This window comes from Micromonospora sp. NPDC049374, assembly GCF_040677165.1.
Taxonomy (GTDB): Bacteria; Actinomycetota; Actinomycetes; order Mycobacteriales; family Micromonosporaceae; genus Micromonospora.
This window is the reverse complement of the sequence record NZ_JBFAQH010000001.1, coordinates 270,161-288,695: the sequence shown is the minus strand read 5'-3', so window position 1 is coordinate 288,695 and position 18,535 is coordinate 270,161. Positions and strand designations below refer to the sequence as shown.

Genomic DNA, 18,535 nt, shown 5'->3' with positions numbered 1-18,535 from the left:
GCTCGTGCGGCGACCAGGTCAGGTCAACGCGGGCTCGGCCAGACGAAGCAGATCGTCTGCCTCCGCCGCGGCCGCCGCGAGCCGATCGTTCTCGGCACGCAGCCGCGTGACCTCGAACTCCAGTGACTGAACCCTGGCACGCAGTCGGGTGACCTCGTCGAGCAGGCGCCGGTCGGGCGCCGCACCTACGTGGCCGTAGAGGGCCTTCGCCATTTTTACTCCTTGATGTGCGCTGCCGGAGAGGCCGGCCAACGCGCGCCCCTTCAAACGCGACTACCATTCCCACAATTTCTGGGCACGGCCGGGCGCGACTGGCGACATCACCATATTGAGCCGACAGCCCCTGCTTCGTCAAGTTCTCGCAGGCCGTAGATCATCTCGGCGTCGGCCACACCCGTCTCGGGAGGCTGCCACGAGGCGCGGACACGCTCTGTCCGGACGCCCCGACTCTACGCTCCGGAATCACCGAATACCTCACCCGGACGTACAGGCTCCTCTTAACTCTTCCTTAGCCAGATTGCTGCTGCTCAGACACAACACGTAGCGTCACCCCGGCCCGTAACTGACCCGTGGAGGCGACAGGCGTGCACGGCTGGAATGATCCGATCGACCCGGAGCACACCCCGCGGCGCGCGGAACCGCCGACCGACGACCCGGCCTGGTTGACCGACCGGCCGGCGCCACGGTCGTCCTACCTGTTCGGCGACGACCCGGAGGATCCGGCCGACGGGTGGTACCGCGATCAGCCGACCGAGCAGTGGCGGTCCGACGCTGCCCAGCCCTACCAGCCGGCGGAGCAGTCGTACCAGCCGACGGAGGCGTACCAGCCGACGGAGCAGTCGTACCCGGTGGCGGGGCAGGACTGGTACGACGCCTCCGGCTCGTTCCACCAGGAGACCGGCTCGTTCCACCAGGAGATCGGGCGGCACCACCGCGACGACGACCACACTGCCGTCCACGCCGCCGACTGGCCCACGCACCACGCGTCGCGGCAGGAGAGCCCGTACGCCTACGATGATCGGCTCGACCGGTACGCCGATCAGCCCATCGGGTACACCGACCGGCGCAATGCGTACGCCGAACCGGTCGTCCGCCCTCACTACGGACCGCAGGCCGGACACCCGGAGCTGGCCGGTGTCGACGAGCCGCCGCTCGAACCGACCGCCGGGACCCGTCGGTCCCGCCGGCTGCCACGCCCCCTGGTGATGGGTGGTGCCGCCGCGGTCGCCACCCTCGTGGTGAGCATCGGCGTCGCGGCCCTCGCGCTGCCCGGCGACGACAGCCCGACCAACACCACGGCCGGCGAGGCACCGGTCGCCAGCGCGCCCGCCGTGCCGGAGGAGGATCAGGAGCTGGCGCTCGACCTGCCCGAGAGCGAGAGCCCGAGCGCCAGTCCCAGCCCCAGCGTCTCCCCCAGCGCCGCGACGGCGTCGCCGTCACCGAGCCGGACCACCCGGCCGAAACCCGCGCCCTCGCGCAGCACCGCCCCCTCCCGGCTGAGCGCCGACCGCCAGGGCAGCCCGAGCCGGGCCGCCTCCGCCGGTCCGTCGTCCTCCGGCAACGTCGCCTCGGAAGCGGCCGAGGTGGTCGCGCTGGTCAACGCCGAACGGGCGAAGGCCGGCTGCGGCGCGCTGAGCATCGACGACAAGCTGATGACCGCGGCTCAGCGGCACAGCCAGGACCAGGCCGACCACCGGAACATGTCGCACACCGGCAGCGACGGTAGCGACCCCGGCGACCGGATCGACCGGGTCGACTACGCCTGGCGCACCTACGGCGAGAACGTCGCCTGGAACCAGCGGACTCCGGCGGCGGTCATGGACGCCTGGATGAACAGCGACGGACACCGTGCCAACATCCTCAACTGCGCCTTCACCGAGATCGGCGTCGGCGTGGCGAGCAGCAACGGCCCGTACTGGACGCAGGTCTTCGCCGCACCGCGCTGAGCGCGAGTCCTTGTCGGGTCTGCGCTCGTTTGACCGGGTGGGTACGCCGAGACCCGGCGTACCGGCTCGGGCGGCCCGACGCCGCCCCCGCGACCTGCGGAGCTGGCGATGCGGTACGGCCTGGGCGGGCGACCGGCGCGGTGGATGCACCGCCGGGCGCTGCCGGCCGGTCTGACGTTCACGCTGCTCGTCACGGCTGCCGCCTGCCGGCCTGACCTCACCCCGCCCGGGGCGCCGACCAGTTGGCCGACCAGTTCGGCGCGGCACTGGCAGTGGCAGTGGCAGTTGGACGGGGTGCTCGATCCGGACGTCGAGGCGGACGTGTTCGTCCTCGACCCGGTCGACACCACCGCCGCACAGACCGCCGAGCTGCGCTCCCGGCACCGTCGGCTGGTCTGCCAGGTGCACATCGGGTCGGTGCGTCCGAGCGATCCCGACGCCAGCCGCTACCCGGCACGCGTACGCGGCGCGACGGTGGCCCGGACCGGGCGCGTCTGGTTGGACGTACGCCGGTGGGACGTCCTGCGGCCGGTGCTGGCCGACCGGTTCCGGCTCTGCCGTGGGAAGGGTTTCGGCGCGGTGATGTTCGCCGACGCCGACGGCTACGACAAGCACTCCGGCTTCGCGCTGGAGTTCGACGACCAGTTGAGGTTCAACCGTCGGGTCGCCACGCTGGCCCGCTCGCTCGACCTCTCCCCGGGCCTGCTCGGCGATCTGGCGCAGGTCGCCGCGCTGGCACCGGACTTCGACTTCGCCGTCAACGAGGAGTGCGTACGGCGGGGCCAGTGCGACAAGTTGCTGCCCTTCGCCGACGCCGGCAAACCGGTCTTCCACGTCGAGTACACCGGTGCCACCACCGACTTCTGCGTGACCAGCGTCGGCTACGGCTTCGCCTCGATCCGCAAGAACCGCACCCTGGACGCCTGGCGCCTACCCTGCCCATCCCCCTGACCGCCCACCCCAGCTGCGCCGATCTTGCACTTCTGGTCGCCGAAACGCACCTTTTGCGGCCTTTGCGGGGACAGAAACTGCAAGATCGCCGAGAAAGGGGGGCGGGGTCAGGGGCGGGTTTTGGGGCGGGGGCGGGGTTGGCAGCGGGGGCAGCTGTAGGACGAGCGGTTCATGAAGGGCTCGCGGCGGATCGGGGCACCGCAGCGGGAGCAGGGCTGCCCCTCGCGTCCGTACGCGTTCAACGACCGGTCGAAGTAGCCGCTCTCGCCGTTGACGTTGACGTAGAGGGCGTCGAAGCTGGTGCCGCCCGCGGTGATCGCCTCGGCGAGGACGTCCCGCACGTGCGCGAGCAGCCGCTGGGCGGCCGGGCGGGTCAGCGCGTCGGTGGACCGGGTGCCGTGCAGGCCGGCCCGCCACAGCGCCTCGTCGGCGTAGATGTTGCCCACGCCGGAGATCAGGCTCTGGTCGAGCAGCGCTCGCTTCACCTCGGTACGTCGCCGACGCAGCGCGGCCACGAACTCCGCGTCGGAGAACTCCGGGTCCAGTGGATCGCGGGCGATGTGGGCGATCTCCGCCGGCAGCGTGCCGCCGCCCTCGCTGACCGACAGCCCGCCGAACGTGCGCTGGTCGACGAAGCGCAGCTCGGGCCCGCCGTCGTCGAAACGGAACCGGACCCGCAGGTGCGGCTCGTCCGGCGTGTCCGCCGGTTGCAGCAGCAGTTGCCCGGACATCCCGAGATGCCCGACGACGGCGTCACCGCTGTCCAGCGGCAGCCAGAGATACTTTCCGCGCCGCCGGACGTCGAGCACCTTCCGGCCAGCCAGTACGTCGGCGAAGTGAACCCCGCCGGGCACGTGTCGACGAACCGCCCGGGGGTGGCGTACCTCCACGGTGTGGATCCGGCGGCCGATGACCCAGCGGGTCAGGCCCTGCCGGACGGTCTCCACCTCCGGCAACTCAGGCATGGTGCGCCTGGGCTTCGACCTCGCCCACCCGCTGGTCGTCGACCACCCGCTGGTCGTCGACCACCGCGTTCACCTGATCGTCGGCCGAACCGTCGGCGGTCGGCCCAGCCTGGCCGTCGGCGGTCGCCCCTGCCTGGCCGTCGGCGGTTGCCTCAGCCTGCTCGGTAAGGGTCCGCCACGCCGATTCCGCGGCCCGCTGCTCGGCCTCCTTCTTGCTCCGCCCGTCGGCGCCGCCGTACCGGTTGCCGGCGACCACCACCCAGGCGGTGAAGGTCTTCAGGTGGTCCGGCCCGGTGCCCTCGATCCGGTATTCCGGGACGCCGAGGCCGAGCGCGGCGGTCAGTTCCTGAAGGCTGGTCTTCCAGTCCAGCGCGGCGCCCCGGCCGGCGGACTCGGCCATCAGCGGATCGAACAACCGGTGGATGACGATGGCGGCGGTGTCCAGGCCGTACTGGAGGTAGATCGCGCCGAGCAGCGCTTCGAGGGTGTCGGCGAGGATGCTGGCCTTGTCCCGGCCGCCGGTGGTCTCCTCGCCCTTGCCGAGCAGCAGGTACTGGCCGAGCCCGTCCGGGCCCAGACCGCGCGCCACGTCGGCGAGCGCGCGCATGTTGACCACGCTGGCCCGCAGCTTCGCCAGCTGGCCCTCCGGCAGGTCGGGATGGTTCTGGAAGAGCGCGGTCGTGATCACCACACCCAGCACCGAGTCGCCGAGGAACTCCAGCCGCTCGTTGGTGGGCAGGCCGCCGTTCTCGTACGCGTACGAACGGTGGGTGAGCGCGCGTTCCAGCAGCTCCGGGTCGAGTGAGACGCCGAAGGCGGCCTCCAGGTGGCCGACTGCGGGCCGCCGACGCTTGTCGTTGCTCATGATGTGCGTACCTCGGTGTCGGTCGTGCGATCGGTGCGGTCCCCGGCGAGCAGCGCGGCGACCCGCTCGGTGGCGTCGCGCCGCCAGAGGTGGGCGGCCAGGGCGATGCCGGAGGCGATGTCATCGGCGCGGGCGGCGCCGTGGCAGACGACGACGGTGCCGGCCACTCCGAGCAGCGCGGCCGCCCGGGGGGCGCCGCCACCGGGCGGGGTCCCGCCGGCCATGGCGTACGCGCCTTCGACTGCTTTGAGCAGCACGTTACCGGTGAACCCGTCGGTGACCACCACATCGGCCCGCGTGCCGAGGCAGACGTCGTAACCCTCGACGAGCCCGACGTAGCGGGCCTCGCCGGGCAGCGCCGCCGCGCTGAGCACGGGGTCGGTGAGCCGGCGGGCCCGGTCGCCCTTGCCGGGTTCGGTGCCCACGGAGAGCAGCCCCACCCGGGGCGCGGCGACGCCGTGGGCGACCGCGGCGTAGGCGGCACCGAGCGCGGCGTGCCGGGCGAGCGTCGTCGGGTTCGGTTCCAGCGAGCCACCGACGTCGAGCAGGACGACGGTGCCGGAGACGGCGGGCAGCGCGGCGGCGAGGGCCGGACGCCGTACATCGGGCCAGCGTCCGAGGCCGAGGGCGGCGGCGGTGACGGTCGCGCCGGTGGCGCCGGCGGAGACCAGCGCGTCAGCGTACCCGGCACGGACAGCGGCCACCGCCGCCCGGACGGTGGTCTCGGCGCGTGCCGCGCTGGGGTCGTCGGCCATGTCGACGACGGAGTGCGTCGGGCGGACCGTGATCCGGTCCCGTTGCGCCGGATCGAGGGCGTCGATCAACGCGCCGGCGGCCCTGGTCGGCCCGACGAGGAGCAGGTGCAGGTCCGGGTCGTCGCACACCGCCCGCAGAGCGCCGTCCACCACGACGGCGGGAGCCTCGTCCCCGCCGAGGAGGTCAACGGCGATCCGTGCGACGCCCGACTCCGTCTCGACGCCGACCGGCCTGGGCCGGCCGGCGTCGGCCGGAGTTGCGGGCGACCGCCGGGGGGTGTGCGTCACCCGACCTGTGGTCGGAGACGTCACGCGCCGTCCGGGTCAGACCTCAAGGACCTGGCGGCCGTTGTAGGTGCCGCAGACCGAGCAGGCGGCGTGCGGCAGCTTCGCGGACTTGCACTGCGGGCAGGCGACGGTCGCGACCGCCGCGGCCTTCCAGTTCGCCCGGCGGGACCGGGTGTTGCTGCGCGACATCTTGCGCTTGGGGACGGCCACGGTTCTTACTCCTCTGTACGGGTCAGTTGCGACAGGCCCGCCCAACGCGGGTCGATCTGCTGGTGGCTGTGATCGGCCGGCAGATCGTCCCGGTGCACCCCGCATTCGGGGCACAGACCTGGGCAGTCCTGGCGGCAGAGCGGATTGTTCGGCAGCGCGAGCACCACCGCGTCCCGCAACGCCGGTTCCAGGTCGATCAGGTCTCCCTGCATTCGACCCACTTCGTCCTCTTCGGTGGTGGCGTCCGTGGTGCTGTTCTCGTACGCGTACAGCTCCTGGATCGTCACCGTCACCGAGTCGTTGATCTCGCGCAGGCAGCGACCGCACTCGCCCCGGATCGGACCGCTGACGGTCCCCGAGACGAGCACGCCCTCGGACACCGACTCCATCCGCAGATCGAGGTCGAGGCCCGCGCCCTCCGGCACGCCGATCAACTCCACGCCGAGGTCCGACGGTGCCGGGACCACCCGTTCGACGGTACGCAGAGCACCAGGTCGGCGCGGCAGCTCCCTCGTGTCGAGGACCAGCGGCGACCTGGGGTCGAGTGAAGTGGGTGAGTTCTTGGGCATAGTTAGACTCCGGCCGGTGAGAGGCCGACAAACGAGGTTACCTGGACGGACGCCCCAGCGTCGAACCGGGGTGACCAGCGGCCCGCCGCGTTCCCGGGTCGGCGATCCGGGAACGCCGGACAGCCCGGCCGATGGCGGACGTTCCGACCGACGGCGGGATCTCCCGGAGAGGCGGCGGACCTTCCGGGAGACACGCGCCGGTGGTCAGAAGGGCAGTGGGCGCTCCGCCTCGTCGCCGGCGAAGGTGCCGATCTCCCGCAGCGCGTGCATCTTGTCCCGGCCGCGCTCTATCGAGGCCAGCGCCCGAGTGAGGAACTGCTCGAAGTTGGCCAACGCGGTGTCGACGTAGTCGTCGACCTCCTCGCGCAGCCGCTGCGCCTCCGCCCGCGCCTCGGCGATGATCCGGGCACCCTCGTGCTCGGCGGAGACGGTGATCTCGTTCACCGAGACCAGACGGGCGTGTTCCGCCTCACCCTCGTTGATGATGCGGTCGGCCTCCCGCTTGCCGGCCTCCATGATCTTGTCCCGCTCCTCCAGCAGAGCGGCGGCGCGGCGCAGGTCGGCGGGGAGTTCGGCACGTAGTTCGTCGAGGGCCGCGATCATCTCGCCCCGGTCGACCATGCAGTTGTTGCGCGACATCGGCACGGAGCGCGCCTGCTCCACGATGGTGATCAGTTCGTCGATGCGGTCGAGCGGGTCCACCGGTACCTCACTCCTGTCGTTCGTCGGGCCGACCTACATCATGCGGGCTGCGGCCGGTTTCCCGCTTCACCCATGATGTCGTCCGCCACCAACCCCGCACCGACCCCTCCTCGGGCGTGTCGCCCCGCCCCATCTCGCGATCTTGCACTTTCCGTCCCCGCAAACCACGCCGAAAGCGACAGAAAGGCGACCAGAACTGCAAGATCGCGGAAGTGGGACACAGGTCGCGCGTCAGGGTAGTGGGGGGACCAGGCGGGCCTTGAGGGCGTCGCGGACCACGTCGGGTACGTGGGGGGTGACGTCGCCGCCCCACTTGGCCACGTCCTTGACCAGACTTGAGGAGAGGAAGGAGTAGAGCGGGTTGGTCGGCATGAACAGCGTCTCGACCCCGGCGAGGCCGATGTTCATCTGGGCCATCTGCAACTCGTAGTCGAAGTCGCTGACCGCCCGCAGGCCCTTGATGAGCACGGTCGCCCGCTGCGCCCGGCAGAAGTCCACCAGCAGACCCCGGAAGGACTCCACCCGCACGTTGCCGTAGGAGGCGGTCACCTCGCGGAGCATGTCGATGCGCTCCTCGACGGTGAACAGGCCACTCTTCGACTGGTTGACCAGTACGCCGACGATCACCTCGTCGAACAGCCGGCTGGCCCGGCCGACGATGTCGAGGTGACCGTTGGTGACCGGGTCGAACGATCCGGGACACACCGCACGTCTCATGATCGGCGACCGTACCAAAGGGTGGTCTCGCCGTACCGGCGACTGCGCTGGCCAGTGATGCCTTCCACCCACTCGACCGGTCCGCCGCGGCTGGACCGCTCGACCACCACCAATGCCTCCGGCGCCAGCCACCCCCCGCCCACCAGAGCGGCGAGCATCGCGCGGACGCCGTCGTCCGGCAGGGCGTACGGCGGATCGGCGAAGACGACGTCATACGGGCCATCCTCCGCACCGGCGGCCAGCACGGTGGCGACCTTGCCGGTGACCAGTCGGGCCGAGGTACCGACCCGCAGCGCCGCCAGGTTCTCCCGGATCACCCGGGCGGCACGCGGGTCGGACTCGACCAGCAGCGCGTGCGCGGCGCCCCGCGACAGCGCCTCCAGGCCGACGGCACCCGAGCCGGCGTAGAGGTCGGCGAAGCGGATCCCGTCGAGGTCCACCTCGGCTTCGACCGCGCTGAACAACGCCTCGCGTACCCGATCGGAGGTGGGTCGGGTGCCGGCACCGGGCGGGGCGGTGATCCGCCGGCCACCGAGGCTGCCCGCGACGATGCGGGTCATCGCTCGCTCCTGCTCACCTTCCTGACGCTACGCGAGGCGGCAATCGGAGCGTGCAGCCCTCACATGATCACTGCGGGTATATCAATAATCTCACATTCATAACATCTCACTTAAGCTTGCCTGAGGGCTGTTTCGTTTCTCACGATCTCGCTAGGGTCTGCCCGGTGCCGGCGCTTCGCCGCCGGTCATCGGCACGGGAGGCACCACTCTCAGGCGCGGCACGTGCCGCCAGCGCCGTCCGTCCCGCCCGCGCCGACCTTGACGCTTCTTCACCCCGGGAGTACGCGTGATCCGACCCAAGCTGTCGCTGCGGCGGCCGCTGGCTGTCCTGGCAGCCGCCCTCATCGGCCTGACCGGAGCAGCGGCGGTGGCCACCCCCGCCAGCGCTCACCACACCACCATCTCCGCCATCGTCGCCTGCGACCAGCTCAGTGGTGAGCGGGTCATCACGTGGACGGTGGTCAACAGCGAGAAGCGGAAGACGGCCACCATCACCGGTGTGAAGGCCAACCCGGAGACCGACGTCCTGCTCCTGAGCGACGGGACCACCCACCTCAAGGACGCGGTGATCCAGAAGGGCGGCTCCGTCGAGGCCGTCCAGCGGGTGCCCGGCGACACCACAAGCGCCACGCTGACGGTCGACGCCGCCTGGTTCATGAAGGGCGACCCCTGGAAGAAGAAGGCGCCGCGGTCGTCGGACTCGAAGACCATCGACCTCACCGCGGACGGTGCGTGCACCCCGGCGCCGAAGTGCGTCGACGCCAGCGAGGCGAAGTACAGCCACACCTTCGACGGTCCGAAGGGCACGGCGACGGTCAAGCTGGAGGGTGACCTGCCGCTGTGCGGTGACGAGAAGCAGTACTTCACCCTGGTGTCGTACTTCGCGCCGCGCCCGCAGTTCGCCACCCCGCAGTACGTCTACGGCGAGCCGGACAGCGACTTCCTCGGCGCCGGCCAGAACGAGATCGAGCTGAACGTCGGTGTCCCGGACTGCCACACCCAGGTCGACCTGATCTGGGGCGGCGTCGACGAGGTCATCGACCCGCTGGTCGAGGACGGCCCGCGCTACGGCTCCAAGAAGCTGGGCGAGAAGGCTGCTCCCGGCAACCGTTCGTCGGGTCCGCAGGGCTGGTACAACGGCGGCAGCAAGAACTGCACCACCCCGGCGTCCACCTTCTCCTCCGCCTGCGACGGCAGCGTCACCGTCTCGCTGAGCAACGACGGTTCGATCTCCAAGTACCCGGTCGAGTTCGAGGTCCGGGGCGAGAACGGCTGGTCCAAGACCGTCACGGTCGCGCCGGGCAAAGCCGACAACGAGACCGTGGTGCCCGCCGAGAACGCCGGCAAGATCGAGGTGCTGGTCGACGGCAAGGTCATCGAGAACGGCACCTACTCCTGGGAGCGTCCCGAGGACTGCCCGCTGCCGACGGTCACCACCGACGCGGACTGCGAGACCTTCGGGCTGACCGCGTCGAACCCGGAGGGTGGCATGCCGGTCAAGGTGGAGTTCACCTACGGCGACAAGACCGAGACCCGTACCGTCGCGCCGGGCTCGTCGGAGAAGGTCACCTTCCCGGCCGGTGAAGAGGAGGCGGCGCTGGTCGTCCTGCCGGAGCTGGGCCTGGAGCTTGAGGTCGTCTACGCGCCCGAGGGCTGCGGTGGCGGTGGCGGCGGCGAGGAGCCGGGCCTGCCGGTGACCGGTGCTGCGGCCGGCGGCATCGCCGCGGGCGCGATCGCCCTGCTGGCGCTGGGCGCGGTCCTGTTCGTGATGGCGCGGCGGCGGCGGATCCACTTCACCGCCTGAGCCAAGCTGAGCGTGCCCGCCCCGGTCACCCCGTTCCACGGGTGACCGGGGCGGTTCGCTTGTCCCGACCGCCCGTGCAGCGGGGAACCTGGCGGGACAGGCTCCCGCGTCGTCGTCGATGTCGAGATGACATGCTCATGTCGCTCTGACCTGGACGATCAGGGCATGTCCGCCCCGGCGACCCGGGCGCGGGGGATCGGAGCAGCCAGCGGCTCGGAACCCGGTCAGCCCTTTTCGAGATACTCGGCGCGGTCGGCGTCGACAAGCGCGGCGACCGAGGCGGCCAGCGCCGGATGCCGGGCCAGTTCCGGATCCTCCTCGACCAACGCGATCGCCTCCGCCCGCGCGTCCCGGATCAGTTCCGCGTCGCGCAGCAACGACAGCAGGCGCAGGTGGGAACGGCGGCCGGACTGGGTGGCACCCAGCACGTCCCCCTCCCGCCGTTGCTCCAGGTCCAGCTCGGCCAACTTGAAACCGTCCGTCGTGGAGGCGACCGCGTCCAGTCGCTCGCGCGCCCCGCTGCCCTCGGCCGCCTCGGTCACCAGCAGGCAGAGCCCGGGCGCGCTGCCCCGGCCCACCCGACCGCGCAACTGGTGCAGCTGCGAGACGCCGAACCGGTCGGCGTCCAGCACCACCATCATCGTCGCGTTGGGTACGTCCACCCCCACCTCGACCACCGTGGTGGCCACCAGCACGTCCAGCTCGCCAGCGGCGAAGGACCGCATCACCGCATCCTTCTCGTCGGCCGGCAGCCGGCCGTGCAGGACCCCGATCCGCAGACCGTGCAGCGGCCCGTCGGCCAGCAACGGCGCGACCTCGGTCACCGCCAGCGGCGGACGCCGTTCCGAGTCGTCGACCGGCGGCGGCTCCTCCTCGGCGCCGGACGTCGAATCCCCGATCCGGGGACAGACCACGTAAGCCTGGTGGCCGGCGGCCACCTCCTCCCGCAGCCGACGCCAGGCACGATCGAGGAAGGCCGGCTTCTCCGCGGCCGGTACGACGTGCGAGGCGATCGGTGACCGACCGCGCGGCAGTTGGGACAGGGTGGAGATCTCCAGGTCGCCGTAGACCGTCATGGCCACCGTACGAGGGATCGGGGTGGCGGTCATCACCAGTACGTGCGGCGGCTGATCCGCCTTGGCCCGCAACGCGTCCCGCTGCTCGACGCCGAACCGGTGCTGCTCGTCGACCACGACCAGACCGAGATCGGCGAAGTCGACCCCCTCGTAGAGCAGGGCGTGGGTGCCGAGCACGATGCCGGCCGCACCACTGGCGACCTCGGCCAGCGCCCGACGCCGAGCCGCCGCGCCCAGCGAGCCGGTGACCAGTTCCACCCGAGTGGCGTGCTCGGCGGCACCCAGCTCACCGGCCTGGGCGAGCGGGCCGAGCAGGTCGAGCATGCCCCGGTGGTGCTGGGCGGCGAGCACCTCGGTCGGGGCCAGCAGCGCGGCCTGCCCGCCCGCGTCGACCACCTGGAGCATCGCCCGCAGCGCCACCACGGTCTTGCCGGAGCCGACCTCACCCTGCAACAGGCGGTGCATCGGATGACCGGTGGCGAGGTCGGCGGCGATCTCCACGCCGACGTCACGTTGACCGGCGGTCAGCTCGTACGGCAGCCGGGCGTCGAACGCGTCGAGCAGACCACCCGATCGCCCGGGCCGGGGACGCGCGGGCGACGCGGCGGCGTCACGCTTGCGTCGGACCAGGGTCACCTGCACGGCGAACGCCTCGTCCCACTTCAGCCGCCGACGGGCCCGGTACAGCTCCTCCCGGCTGGACGGCCGGTGGATCTCCCGGAGGGCGGTGCCCAGGCCGACCAGGTTCCGGCTGGCCCGCACCGTCGCGGGCAACGAATCCTCCGGCGGGGCCACCGTGTCCAGCACCACCCGCACGCAGCGGGCGATCACCCAGGTGGGCACCGCCGCAGCGGCCGGGTAGACCGGAATGAGCGCCCCGGCGAACTCCTCGATCTGCTCGCTGGCCGCGACCTCGGTGTCGGTCTGCTCCCCCAGCAGGACGTACTCCGGGCCGTTGAGCTGCCGCCGGCCGCGGAACTCGGTGACCTTTCCGGCGAACAGCCCCCACCGGCCGGGCCGCAGTTCGCGTTCGCGCCACGCCTGGTTGCCGAAGAAGGTGAGGGTGAGGCTGCCCCCGGAGCCGTCGCCGACGGTGACCTCCAGCAGGTTGCCCCGCCGCTGACGCATCGGGCGTACGGCGGTGCGCTGCACCTGGGCCAGCACGGTGACCTGCTCGCCGACGTCCAACGCGCGGATGTCGGTGTGCTCGCCACGCTCGTCGTAGCGACGGGGGAAGTGGTAGACGAGGTCACCGGCGGTGTGCAGGTCGAGGTGGCCGGCGAGCGCCTTGGCGGTCTTCTCACCGACCAGCTTCTTCAGCGGAGTGTCCAGGTCGGACGGATCGGCGGTCATTCGACACCGACCAGCAGGGGATGGTGTGGTTGCCCGCCCGGGTACGCCTGCACCTCCACGAAGGGCCAGCGCGCCGTGATGTGCGCCCGCACCGCGTCGACCAGCCCGTCGGGCGCGTTGGCACCGACGAGCAGGGTGACCAGTTCGCCGCCACCGCCGAGCATCCGGTCGACAAGCGCGACGCAGGTGTCCACCAGGTCGGCGCCGATCAGGTTCACCTCTCCCTCGACCAGGGCGAGCACGTCACCGGCGCGGCACGGGCCGGCGACGGTGAGCGCCTCGCGGCCGGCCCGGCACACCTCGGCGTACCGGCAGGCCCCGGCGGCCTCGGCCATCGCGATCACGTCGTCGGCGAAGCGGCGCTGCGGATCGCGCACGGCCAGCGCCGCCAGCGCCTGCACCGGTGACCGGGTCGGTACCACCGCCACCTCCACCCCCAGCCGGTGCGCCTCCTCGGCGACCTGGTTCGCCACCGCCTGGGCGTCCGGGTCGTTGGGCAGCACCACCACGCGGGCCGCGCCGGTGGCGCGTACCGCATCGAGCAGCTCCCCGGTCGAGGGGTTGCCGGGCACCACCACCGCTCCCTCGGCGGCGAGCAGCTCGGCGATCCCGGCACCGGCGGCCACCACCACGGCGGCCCGCCCGTCGGGCAGTCGGGGCGGTGCGGGCTCCAGGTGGTCGGCGAAGCGGGTCACCGCGATCTGGTGCGGGCGGCCGGCCACCACCCCCGCCTCGATCGCCGCGCCGGCATCGTTGACGTGCACGTGGACCTGCCAGGTGCCCTGGTCGCCGACGACCACCAGGGAGTCGCCGATCGTGGCCAGTGTCTCCCGCATCCGCTCCACCGCAGTCGGCTCGGCGTCGAGCAGGAACTGCACCTCGTAGGCGTACTCCGGCGAGCCGGTCTCCCGGGCGACGGTGACCGGCGGACGCACCGGGGGAAGACTGGGCGCCGGCCGCTCCGGGCGCTCCCCCGTCACCACCTCGACCAGGGCGTCGAGCAGCAGGCACAGCCCCTGCCCACCGGCGTCGACCACCCCGGCCCGGGCCAGCGCCGGCAACTGTTCGGGGGTGCGGGCCAGGGCGCCGGCCGCAGCGTTGGCCGCCGCCCGGGCCACCACGCGCAGCTCGTCGCTGCCCGCCTGCTCGGCCGCGTCGGCGGCGGCCGAGACCACGGAGAGCAGGGTGCCCTCGACCGGGCGGGCCACCGCCGTGTACGCCGCGTCGGTGGCCTCGCGCAGGGCGGCGGCCAGCTCCCGGCCCCGCACCTTCGGGGCGGCGGCCAGCGTGTCGGCGAGACCCCGCAGGATCTGCGACAGGATCACCCCGGAGTTGCCCCGCGCGCCGAGCAGGGCACCCCGCGCCATCAGGCGCAACGCGTGCCCGTGCGCGGTCGAGATGCCGTCGGCGTGGGTGTCGAGATCCATCGCCAGCGCCTGCTGCGCGGAGGTGAGGGTGAGCACCAGGTTGGTGCCGGTGTCACCGTCGGGCACCGGGTAGACGTTCAGCTCGTCGATTTCACCCTGGTGCCGCTTGAGCGCGGCCAGGCCGCTGGCGCACCAGCGGCGCACGGCGGCGGCGTCGAGGGTGTCCAGCACGGTGGCAGCCTACTGGCGTACGCTGACACTTGCCCGACACCGGGTGGGTCCGGCCCATTTCGGGTTTCGCGGGCACCCTGCTGTCCGGTTCGCCTGCTGCGCCTGTCGGTGGCCGAGCCCGGTTGGGCGGGCGACTTCCCATCGGGTACCCTGGCCAGGTTGCCCGGGCTGCGCCTGGTGCCGACTTCATGAACGTTTCAATCCCAGGAGTATCCCGTGGCTAGCGTGTGTGACGTCTGTGGCAAGGGGCCGGGCTTCGGCCACAACGTGTCCCACTCGCACCGGCGGACCAACCGCCGCTGGAACCCGAACATCCAGTCGGTGCGTACCCCGGCCGGTGGCGGCACGACCAAGAAGCTGAAGGTCTGCACGTCCTGCATCAAGGCGGGCAAGGTCGCCCGCGCCTGACGCGGTAGCACCAGGGACATCACGACTGTCATCACCGGCGGGCCCCAGCGGGCCCGCCGGTGTTGTCGTGTCCGCAGGGAGCCGGATGCTCAGAGCGTGCGGCCGAACGACAGGCAGCCGGGCTCGTCGGCGTAGAAACCGAAGTTGGGGATCCGCTCGTAGCCGGCCGCCTTGTACAACGCGATCGCCTCGGGCTGCCGGTCACCACACTCCAGGATGATCCGCCGACGGCCGTGCTCACGGGCCGAGCGTTCGATGGCCGCCAGCACGGTACGGGCCACGCCCCGTCCCCGGGCCTCCGGCGCGGTGTACATCCGCTTCAACTCGGCGATCTCCTCGCCGTGGCTGCGCCAGCCGCCGCAGCCCACCGGCACCCCGTCGATCCGGGCGACCAGGAACGCCCCGGTCGGCGGTGCGAACTCGCTCGCGTCGATCGGGGTCTCGTCGCCGCTGCCGCCGTAGCGGGCGCCCAGGTCGGCCAGGGTCGCGGTGATCAACCGCTGGGCCACCGGAGAGTCGAACGGCACCGTGTGGATCTCGATTTCCTGCACCCGTGCAGGGTACGACCCGGCTGGCGGCGCACCGCCGGGTGGCCGGTGGTCAGCGAAAATGATCCCATCCGGCCGGGCCGTCGAACGGTCGGCCGTCCACCGTCACACCGGAGCCCTCGGCGACCCGGCCGATCGCCCGCCAGCCCGGTGGCAGGGCCGTCGCCGGGGGGAAGGTCGCGGCCAGCGCATGGTCATCGCCACCGGCCAGCAGCCAGGCGTACGGGTCGACGCCGAGCGCCTGCGCGGCGTCGCGCATCTGCGGCGGCACCTCGAAGGCGTCCCGGCTGATGTCGATGGCCACTCCGCTGGCCTTCGCCACGTGCCCGAGGTCGGCGAGCAGCCCGTCCGAGACATCGATCATGGCGGTGGCACCGAGCCGGGCGGCCTGCGGTCCGGCCGGGTAGGGCACCTCCGGTCGCCGGTACGCCTCGACCAGCAGCCGGGGCGTCCGGAAGCCACGGGAGAGCACGGTGAACCCGGCCGCCGCGTACCCGGTGCGACCGGCCAGGGCGAGCAGGTCACCGGGTCGGGCACCGGCCCGGGTCACCGGTGACCGACCACCCAGGTCGCCGAGCGCGGTGACCGCGATGGTAAGCGTGGGGCTGGCCGACATGTCTCCGCCCACCACGCTGGCCCCCACACCGGCCGCCTCGGCGCCGAGCCCGTCGGCGAGTTGCTCCATCCAACTGGTGTCGACGTCCGCCGGTACGCAGAGCGCGACCAGCAGGGCGGTCGGCTCGGCACCCATGGCTGCCACGTCGGCGAGGTTCGCCGCCGCCGCCCGCCGGCCGATGTCGTGTGCACCGGACCAGTCCCGGCGGAAGTGCCGCCCCTCGACCAGGACGTCGGTGGTGGCGACCACCCGGGCGTCCGGCGCGGCGACCACTGCGGCGTCGTCACCGGGGCCGAGCAGCACCGTGGGGCCGTACGACAGCCGGGCGGTCACCCGGTCGATCAACCCGAACTCGCCGACACCCGCGACGCTCACGACGGCACTCCGCTGCGCTCGCTCACGACGGCACTCCGCTGCGCTGCGTGCCGCCGTGAGGCACCACCGCCCTGAGCCTGATGGCTCGCTCGCTGCGCTCGCTCATTGCTTCTCCTTGGCCACCGATCGGGGTCTGCCCTGGTCCGTAAGGTACTTTCTCCCTTCGGGCCGCCTGGCAGGCGGCGACGGAGGGAGGTCGAGTCGTGGTACAGGCGTACATCCTCATCCAGACAGAGGTCGGCCGGGCACGTGACGTGGCCGGTCTCATCGCGGATCTCGCTGGCGTGGTCCGCGTCGACGCGGTGACCGGGCCGTACGACGTGGTCGTGCTCACCGAGGCGAACACCGTCGACGAGCTCGGCAAGCTCATCGTCAGCAAGGTGCAGATGGTGCCCGGCATCACCCGCACCCTCACGTGTTCGGTGGTGCACCTGTAGGTGGACGAGCACGCTGAATCCCCCGTCGCCCAGGCCGACCGCCCGGACGCGAAGGCACCCGACCGGACCAACCGCAGTGCGGCGCTGATCGCCACGGCGGTGGCGGTGCCGGTGGCCCTGCTGGTGGGTGCGCTCGCGCTGGGCAACCTCTCGCCGGACGAGCCGGCCGCCGCGCCGCAGCCGTCGGCGACCACACCCGCTCCGGTCTCCACCGCGCCGGTCGAGATGGCCGCCCCTCAGCTCGGCGAGCGCCCGACCGTCGTCTGCCGCGCCCTGGTGTCCCAACTGCCCGACTCATACCGCGACCTGCCGCAACGGCCGGTCAGCGCCGGGCCGGAGCAGAACGCCGCGTACGGCGACCCGGCGCTCACGGTCGCCTGCGGCGGCGACCAGCCGGAGGTGCAGCCCGACGACCACCTCTACCTGGTCAACTCGGTCTGCTGGTACGCGGTGGAGGGGCCCGACGCTACGGAGCTGACCACCGTCGACCGGGAGACCGCGGTGACCCTGCGGGTGCCGCACTTCTACGGCGAGGCGTTGCAGTGGGCCTCCCCGGTCTCCGCCACCATCGTCGAGTCGATCCGGTCGTCCGGCGAGGCACCGTCCGGCTGCACCTCCTGACCACCAGGTCGAGGTCCGTCCCGCGCCCGCCGCCGGGGCGGGTTCAGTGCTGCCCCGGCCCCCGGGTCAACGCGGTGCGGATGAGCCGGTCGACCAGCTTCGGGTACTCCAGGCCGGCTGCCGCCCACATCCGGGGGAACATCGACGTCGGCGTGAAGCCGGGCATCGTGTTGATCTCGTTGAGGTAGACGTCGAGTTCGGGTGTGACGAAGAAGTCGACGCGGGCCAGCCCGGCGCAGTCCAGCGCGGTGAAGGCGCGCACGGCGTAGTCGCGCACCTGCCGGGTGACCCGCTCCGGCAGGTCGGCCGGGATGTCGTACTCGCAGGCGGACTCCGCGTCGATGTACTTGGCCTCGAAGTCGTAGAAGTCGTAGTCGCCGACCACCCGGACCTCGGCCAGCACGGACGCCTCCGGCGCGCCGCCGGCCTCGCCCTCCAGCACGCCACACTCGATTTCCCGACCGACGATGGCGCCCTCCACAAGCACCTTGCTGTCGATCTCCCGGGCGGTGGCGAGGGCCGCGTCCAGGTCGGCCCAGTCGTTGACCTTGGTGATGCCGAAGGAGGAGCCGGCCCGGGAGGGCTTGACGAAGACCGGCAGGCCCAGCCGCTGCTTGTCCGCCTCGCTCAGCGTCGTTCCGCTGCGCAGCACCGCGTACGGGCCGACCGGGATGCCCTCGGCGGCGCAGAGCTTCTTGGTGAATTCCTTGTCCATCGCGGCGGCCGAGGCGAAGACCTTCGCCCCGACGTACGGGATGCCGGCCATTTCCAGCATGCCCTGGATGGTGCCGTCCTCGCCGTAGGCGCCGTGCAGCACGGGGAAGACCACGTCCACGTCGGCGAGTGCCCGGGGCCCTTCGGTCGGGTCGAGGACGAGCAGCCCGCCGCCGGTGGGGTCGGTGCGCAGCACGATGTCGGTGCCGGACTCCGCGGTGATCTCCGGCAGCCGGCGGGCGTTGATCGCCAACTGCCCGGGGTCGCCGCTGGTGAGTACCCACTGACCGGCCCGGGTGATACCGACCGGCACGACCTCGAACTCGTCCGGGTCCAGCGCGCCGAGCACACTGCCGGCGCTGACGCACGAGATGCCGTGTTCCGGGCTGCGGCCGCCGAAGACGATCGCCACGCGGGTCTTGCCTGGGGTGGTCACTGTGATCACCTTTCCGGGACG

The 18,535-nt window shown here is 72.0% G+C and carries 20 protein-coding genes; 6 read left to right on the top strand and 14 right to left on the bottom strand.

Annotated features, from left to right (window positions below):
• Positions 1-18: 18 nt before the first annotated feature.
• A complete protein-coding gene (locus AB0J93_RS01405; RefSeq protein ID WP_093401709.1) occupies positions 19-213 on the bottom strand; it encodes a hypothetical protein in 195 nt (64 codons plus the stop codon).
• A gap of 371 nt (positions 214-584) precedes the next feature.
• Here AB0J93_RS01405 and AB0J93_RS01400 point away from each other — a divergent pair, with 371 nt between their 5' ends.
• Both AB0J93_RS01400 and AB0J93_RS01395 read left to right on the top strand, forming a co-directional pair.
• Positions 585-1,946 carry a CAP domain-containing protein gene (locus tag AB0J93_RS01400; protein WP_363916974.1) on the top strand — a complete coding sequence of 454 codons (1,362 nt, stop codon included), beginning with the start codon at positions 585-587 and terminating at the stop codon, positions 1,944-1,946.
• A gap of 108 nt (positions 1,947-2,054) precedes the next feature.
• A complete protein-coding gene (locus tag AB0J93_RS01395) occupies positions 2,055-2,897 on the top strand; it encodes an endo alpha-1,4 polygalactosaminidase (RefSeq protein ID WP_363916972.1) in 843 nt (280 codons plus the stop codon).
• Between the two features lie 107 nt (positions 2,898-3,004).
• On the opposite strand, the gene mutM is transcribed toward AB0J93_RS01395, so the two are convergent.
• The 8 genes from mutM to rsmD form a co-directional block, all read right to left on the bottom strand.
• Positions 3,005-3,862, bottom strand: a complete 858-nt coding sequence (gene mutM, locus AB0J93_RS01390) for a bifunctional DNA-formamidopyrimidine glycosylase/DNA-(apurinic or apyrimidinic site) lyase (protein ID WP_363916970.1) — start codon at positions 3,860-3,862, stop codon at positions 3,005-3,007.
• Positions 3,855-4,727 carry a ribonuclease III gene (rnc, locus tag AB0J93_RS01385; RefSeq protein ID WP_363916968.1) on the bottom strand — a complete coding sequence of 291 codons (873 nt, stop codon included), beginning with the start codon at positions 4,725-4,727 and terminating at the stop codon, positions 3,855-3,857. Before rnc ends, mutM begins: the two co-directional genes overlap by 8 nt.
• Positions 4,724-5,677 (bottom strand): phosphate acyltransferase PlsX, encoded by a 954-nt coding sequence (locus tag AB0J93_RS01380; RefSeq protein ID WP_363917670.1) that lies wholly within the window; start codon positions 5,675-5,677, stop codon positions 4,724-4,726. Before AB0J93_RS01380 ends, rnc begins: the two co-directional genes overlap by 4 nt.
• A gap of 129 nt (positions 5,678-5,806) precedes the next feature.
• Positions 5,807-5,980, bottom strand: coding sequence for a 50S ribosomal protein L32 (gene rpmF / locus AB0J93_RS01375; protein WP_091435485.1), 174 nt, complete (start codon positions 5,978-5,980; stop codon positions 5,807-5,809).
• Between the two features lie 5 nt (positions 5,981-5,985).
• Entirely contained in the window at positions 5,986-6,549 is a 564-nt protein-coding gene (locus AB0J93_RS01370) for a YceD family protein (protein WP_363916966.1), read from the bottom strand.
• A 204-nt stretch (positions 6,550-6,753) separates the two neighbouring features.
• Positions 6,754-7,251: a hypothetical protein gene (locus AB0J93_RS01365; protein WP_363916964.1), complete on the bottom strand. Its 498-nt coding sequence runs from the start codon at positions 7,249-7,251 to the stop codon at positions 6,754-6,756.
• Between the two features lie 231 nt (positions 7,252-7,482).
• Positions 7,483-7,968 carry a pantetheine-phosphate adenylyltransferase gene (coaD, locus tag AB0J93_RS01360; RefSeq protein ID WP_363916962.1) on the bottom strand — a complete coding sequence of 162 codons (486 nt, stop codon included), beginning with the start codon at positions 7,966-7,968 and terminating at the stop codon, positions 7,483-7,485.
• Positions 7,965-8,528 carry a 16S rRNA (guanine(966)-N(2))-methyltransferase RsmD gene (rsmD, locus tag AB0J93_RS01355; protein WP_363916960.1) on the bottom strand — a complete coding sequence of 188 codons (564 nt, stop codon included), beginning with the start codon at positions 8,526-8,528 and terminating at the stop codon, positions 7,965-7,967. Before rsmD ends, coaD begins: the two co-directional genes overlap by 4 nt.
• Before the next feature lie 286 nt (positions 8,529-8,814).
• Here rsmD and AB0J93_RS01350 point away from each other — a divergent pair, with 286 nt between their 5' ends.
• Positions 8,815-10,332 (top strand): cell wall anchor protein, encoded by a 1,518-nt coding sequence (locus tag AB0J93_RS01350; protein WP_363916958.1) that lies wholly within the window; start codon positions 8,815-8,817, stop codon positions 10,330-10,332.
• Positions 10,333-10,556: 224 nt separating this feature from the next.
• Here AB0J93_RS01350 and recG read toward each other — a convergent pair whose 3' ends face one another.
• Positions 10,557-12,761, bottom strand: coding sequence for an ATP-dependent DNA helicase RecG (recG, locus tag AB0J93_RS01345; RefSeq protein WP_363916956.1), 2,205 nt, complete (start codon positions 12,759-12,761; stop codon positions 10,557-10,559).
• A complete protein-coding gene (locus AB0J93_RS01340; protein WP_363916954.1) occupies positions 12,758-14,359 on the bottom strand; it encodes a DAK2 domain-containing protein in 1,602 nt (533 codons plus the stop codon). Before AB0J93_RS01340 ends, recG begins: the two co-directional genes overlap by 4 nt.
• 216 nt (positions 14,360-14,575) lie before the next feature.
• Between AB0J93_RS01340 and rpmB the strand changes: the two genes are divergently transcribed.
• Complete coding sequence (gene rpmB / locus AB0J93_RS01335) at positions 14,576-14,767, top strand: 50S ribosomal protein L28 (RefSeq protein ID WP_093401721.1); 192 nt, start codon at positions 14,576-14,578, stop codon at positions 14,765-14,767.
• A gap of 89 nt (positions 14,768-14,856) precedes the next feature.
• Here the strand turns inward: rpmB and AB0J93_RS01330 are convergent, their stop codons facing one another.
• Positions 14,857-15,318, bottom strand: a complete 462-nt coding sequence (locus tag AB0J93_RS01330; protein ID WP_363916952.1) for a GNAT family N-acetyltransferase — start codon at positions 15,316-15,318, stop codon at positions 14,857-14,859.
• Between the two features lie 49 nt (positions 15,319-15,367).
• Positions 15,368-16,306 carry a thiamine-phosphate kinase gene (locus tag AB0J93_RS01325; RefSeq protein WP_363916950.1) on the bottom strand — a complete coding sequence of 313 codons (939 nt, stop codon included), beginning with the start codon at positions 16,304-16,306 and terminating at the stop codon, positions 15,368-15,370.
• A gap of 203 nt (positions 16,307-16,509) precedes the next feature.
• Between AB0J93_RS01325 and AB0J93_RS01320 the strand changes: the two genes are divergently transcribed.
• Positions 16,510-16,743, top strand: a complete 234-nt coding sequence (locus AB0J93_RS01320) for an Lrp/AsnC ligand binding domain-containing protein (RefSeq protein WP_111134411.1) — start codon at positions 16,510-16,512, stop codon at positions 16,741-16,743.
• A complete protein-coding gene (locus tag AB0J93_RS01315; protein WP_363916948.1) occupies positions 16,744-17,364 on the top strand; it encodes a DUF3515 family protein in 621 nt (206 codons plus the stop codon). It begins immediately after the preceding gene.
• Between the two features lie 43 nt (positions 17,365-17,407).
• On the opposite strand, the gene AB0J93_RS01310 is transcribed toward AB0J93_RS01315, so the two are convergent.
• Positions 17,408-18,514 (bottom strand): D-alanine--D-alanine ligase family protein, encoded by a 1,107-nt coding sequence (locus tag AB0J93_RS01310; protein ID WP_363916946.1) that lies wholly within the window; start codon positions 18,512-18,514, stop codon positions 17,408-17,410.
• Between the last annotated feature and the right edge of the window lie 21 nt (positions 18,515-18,535).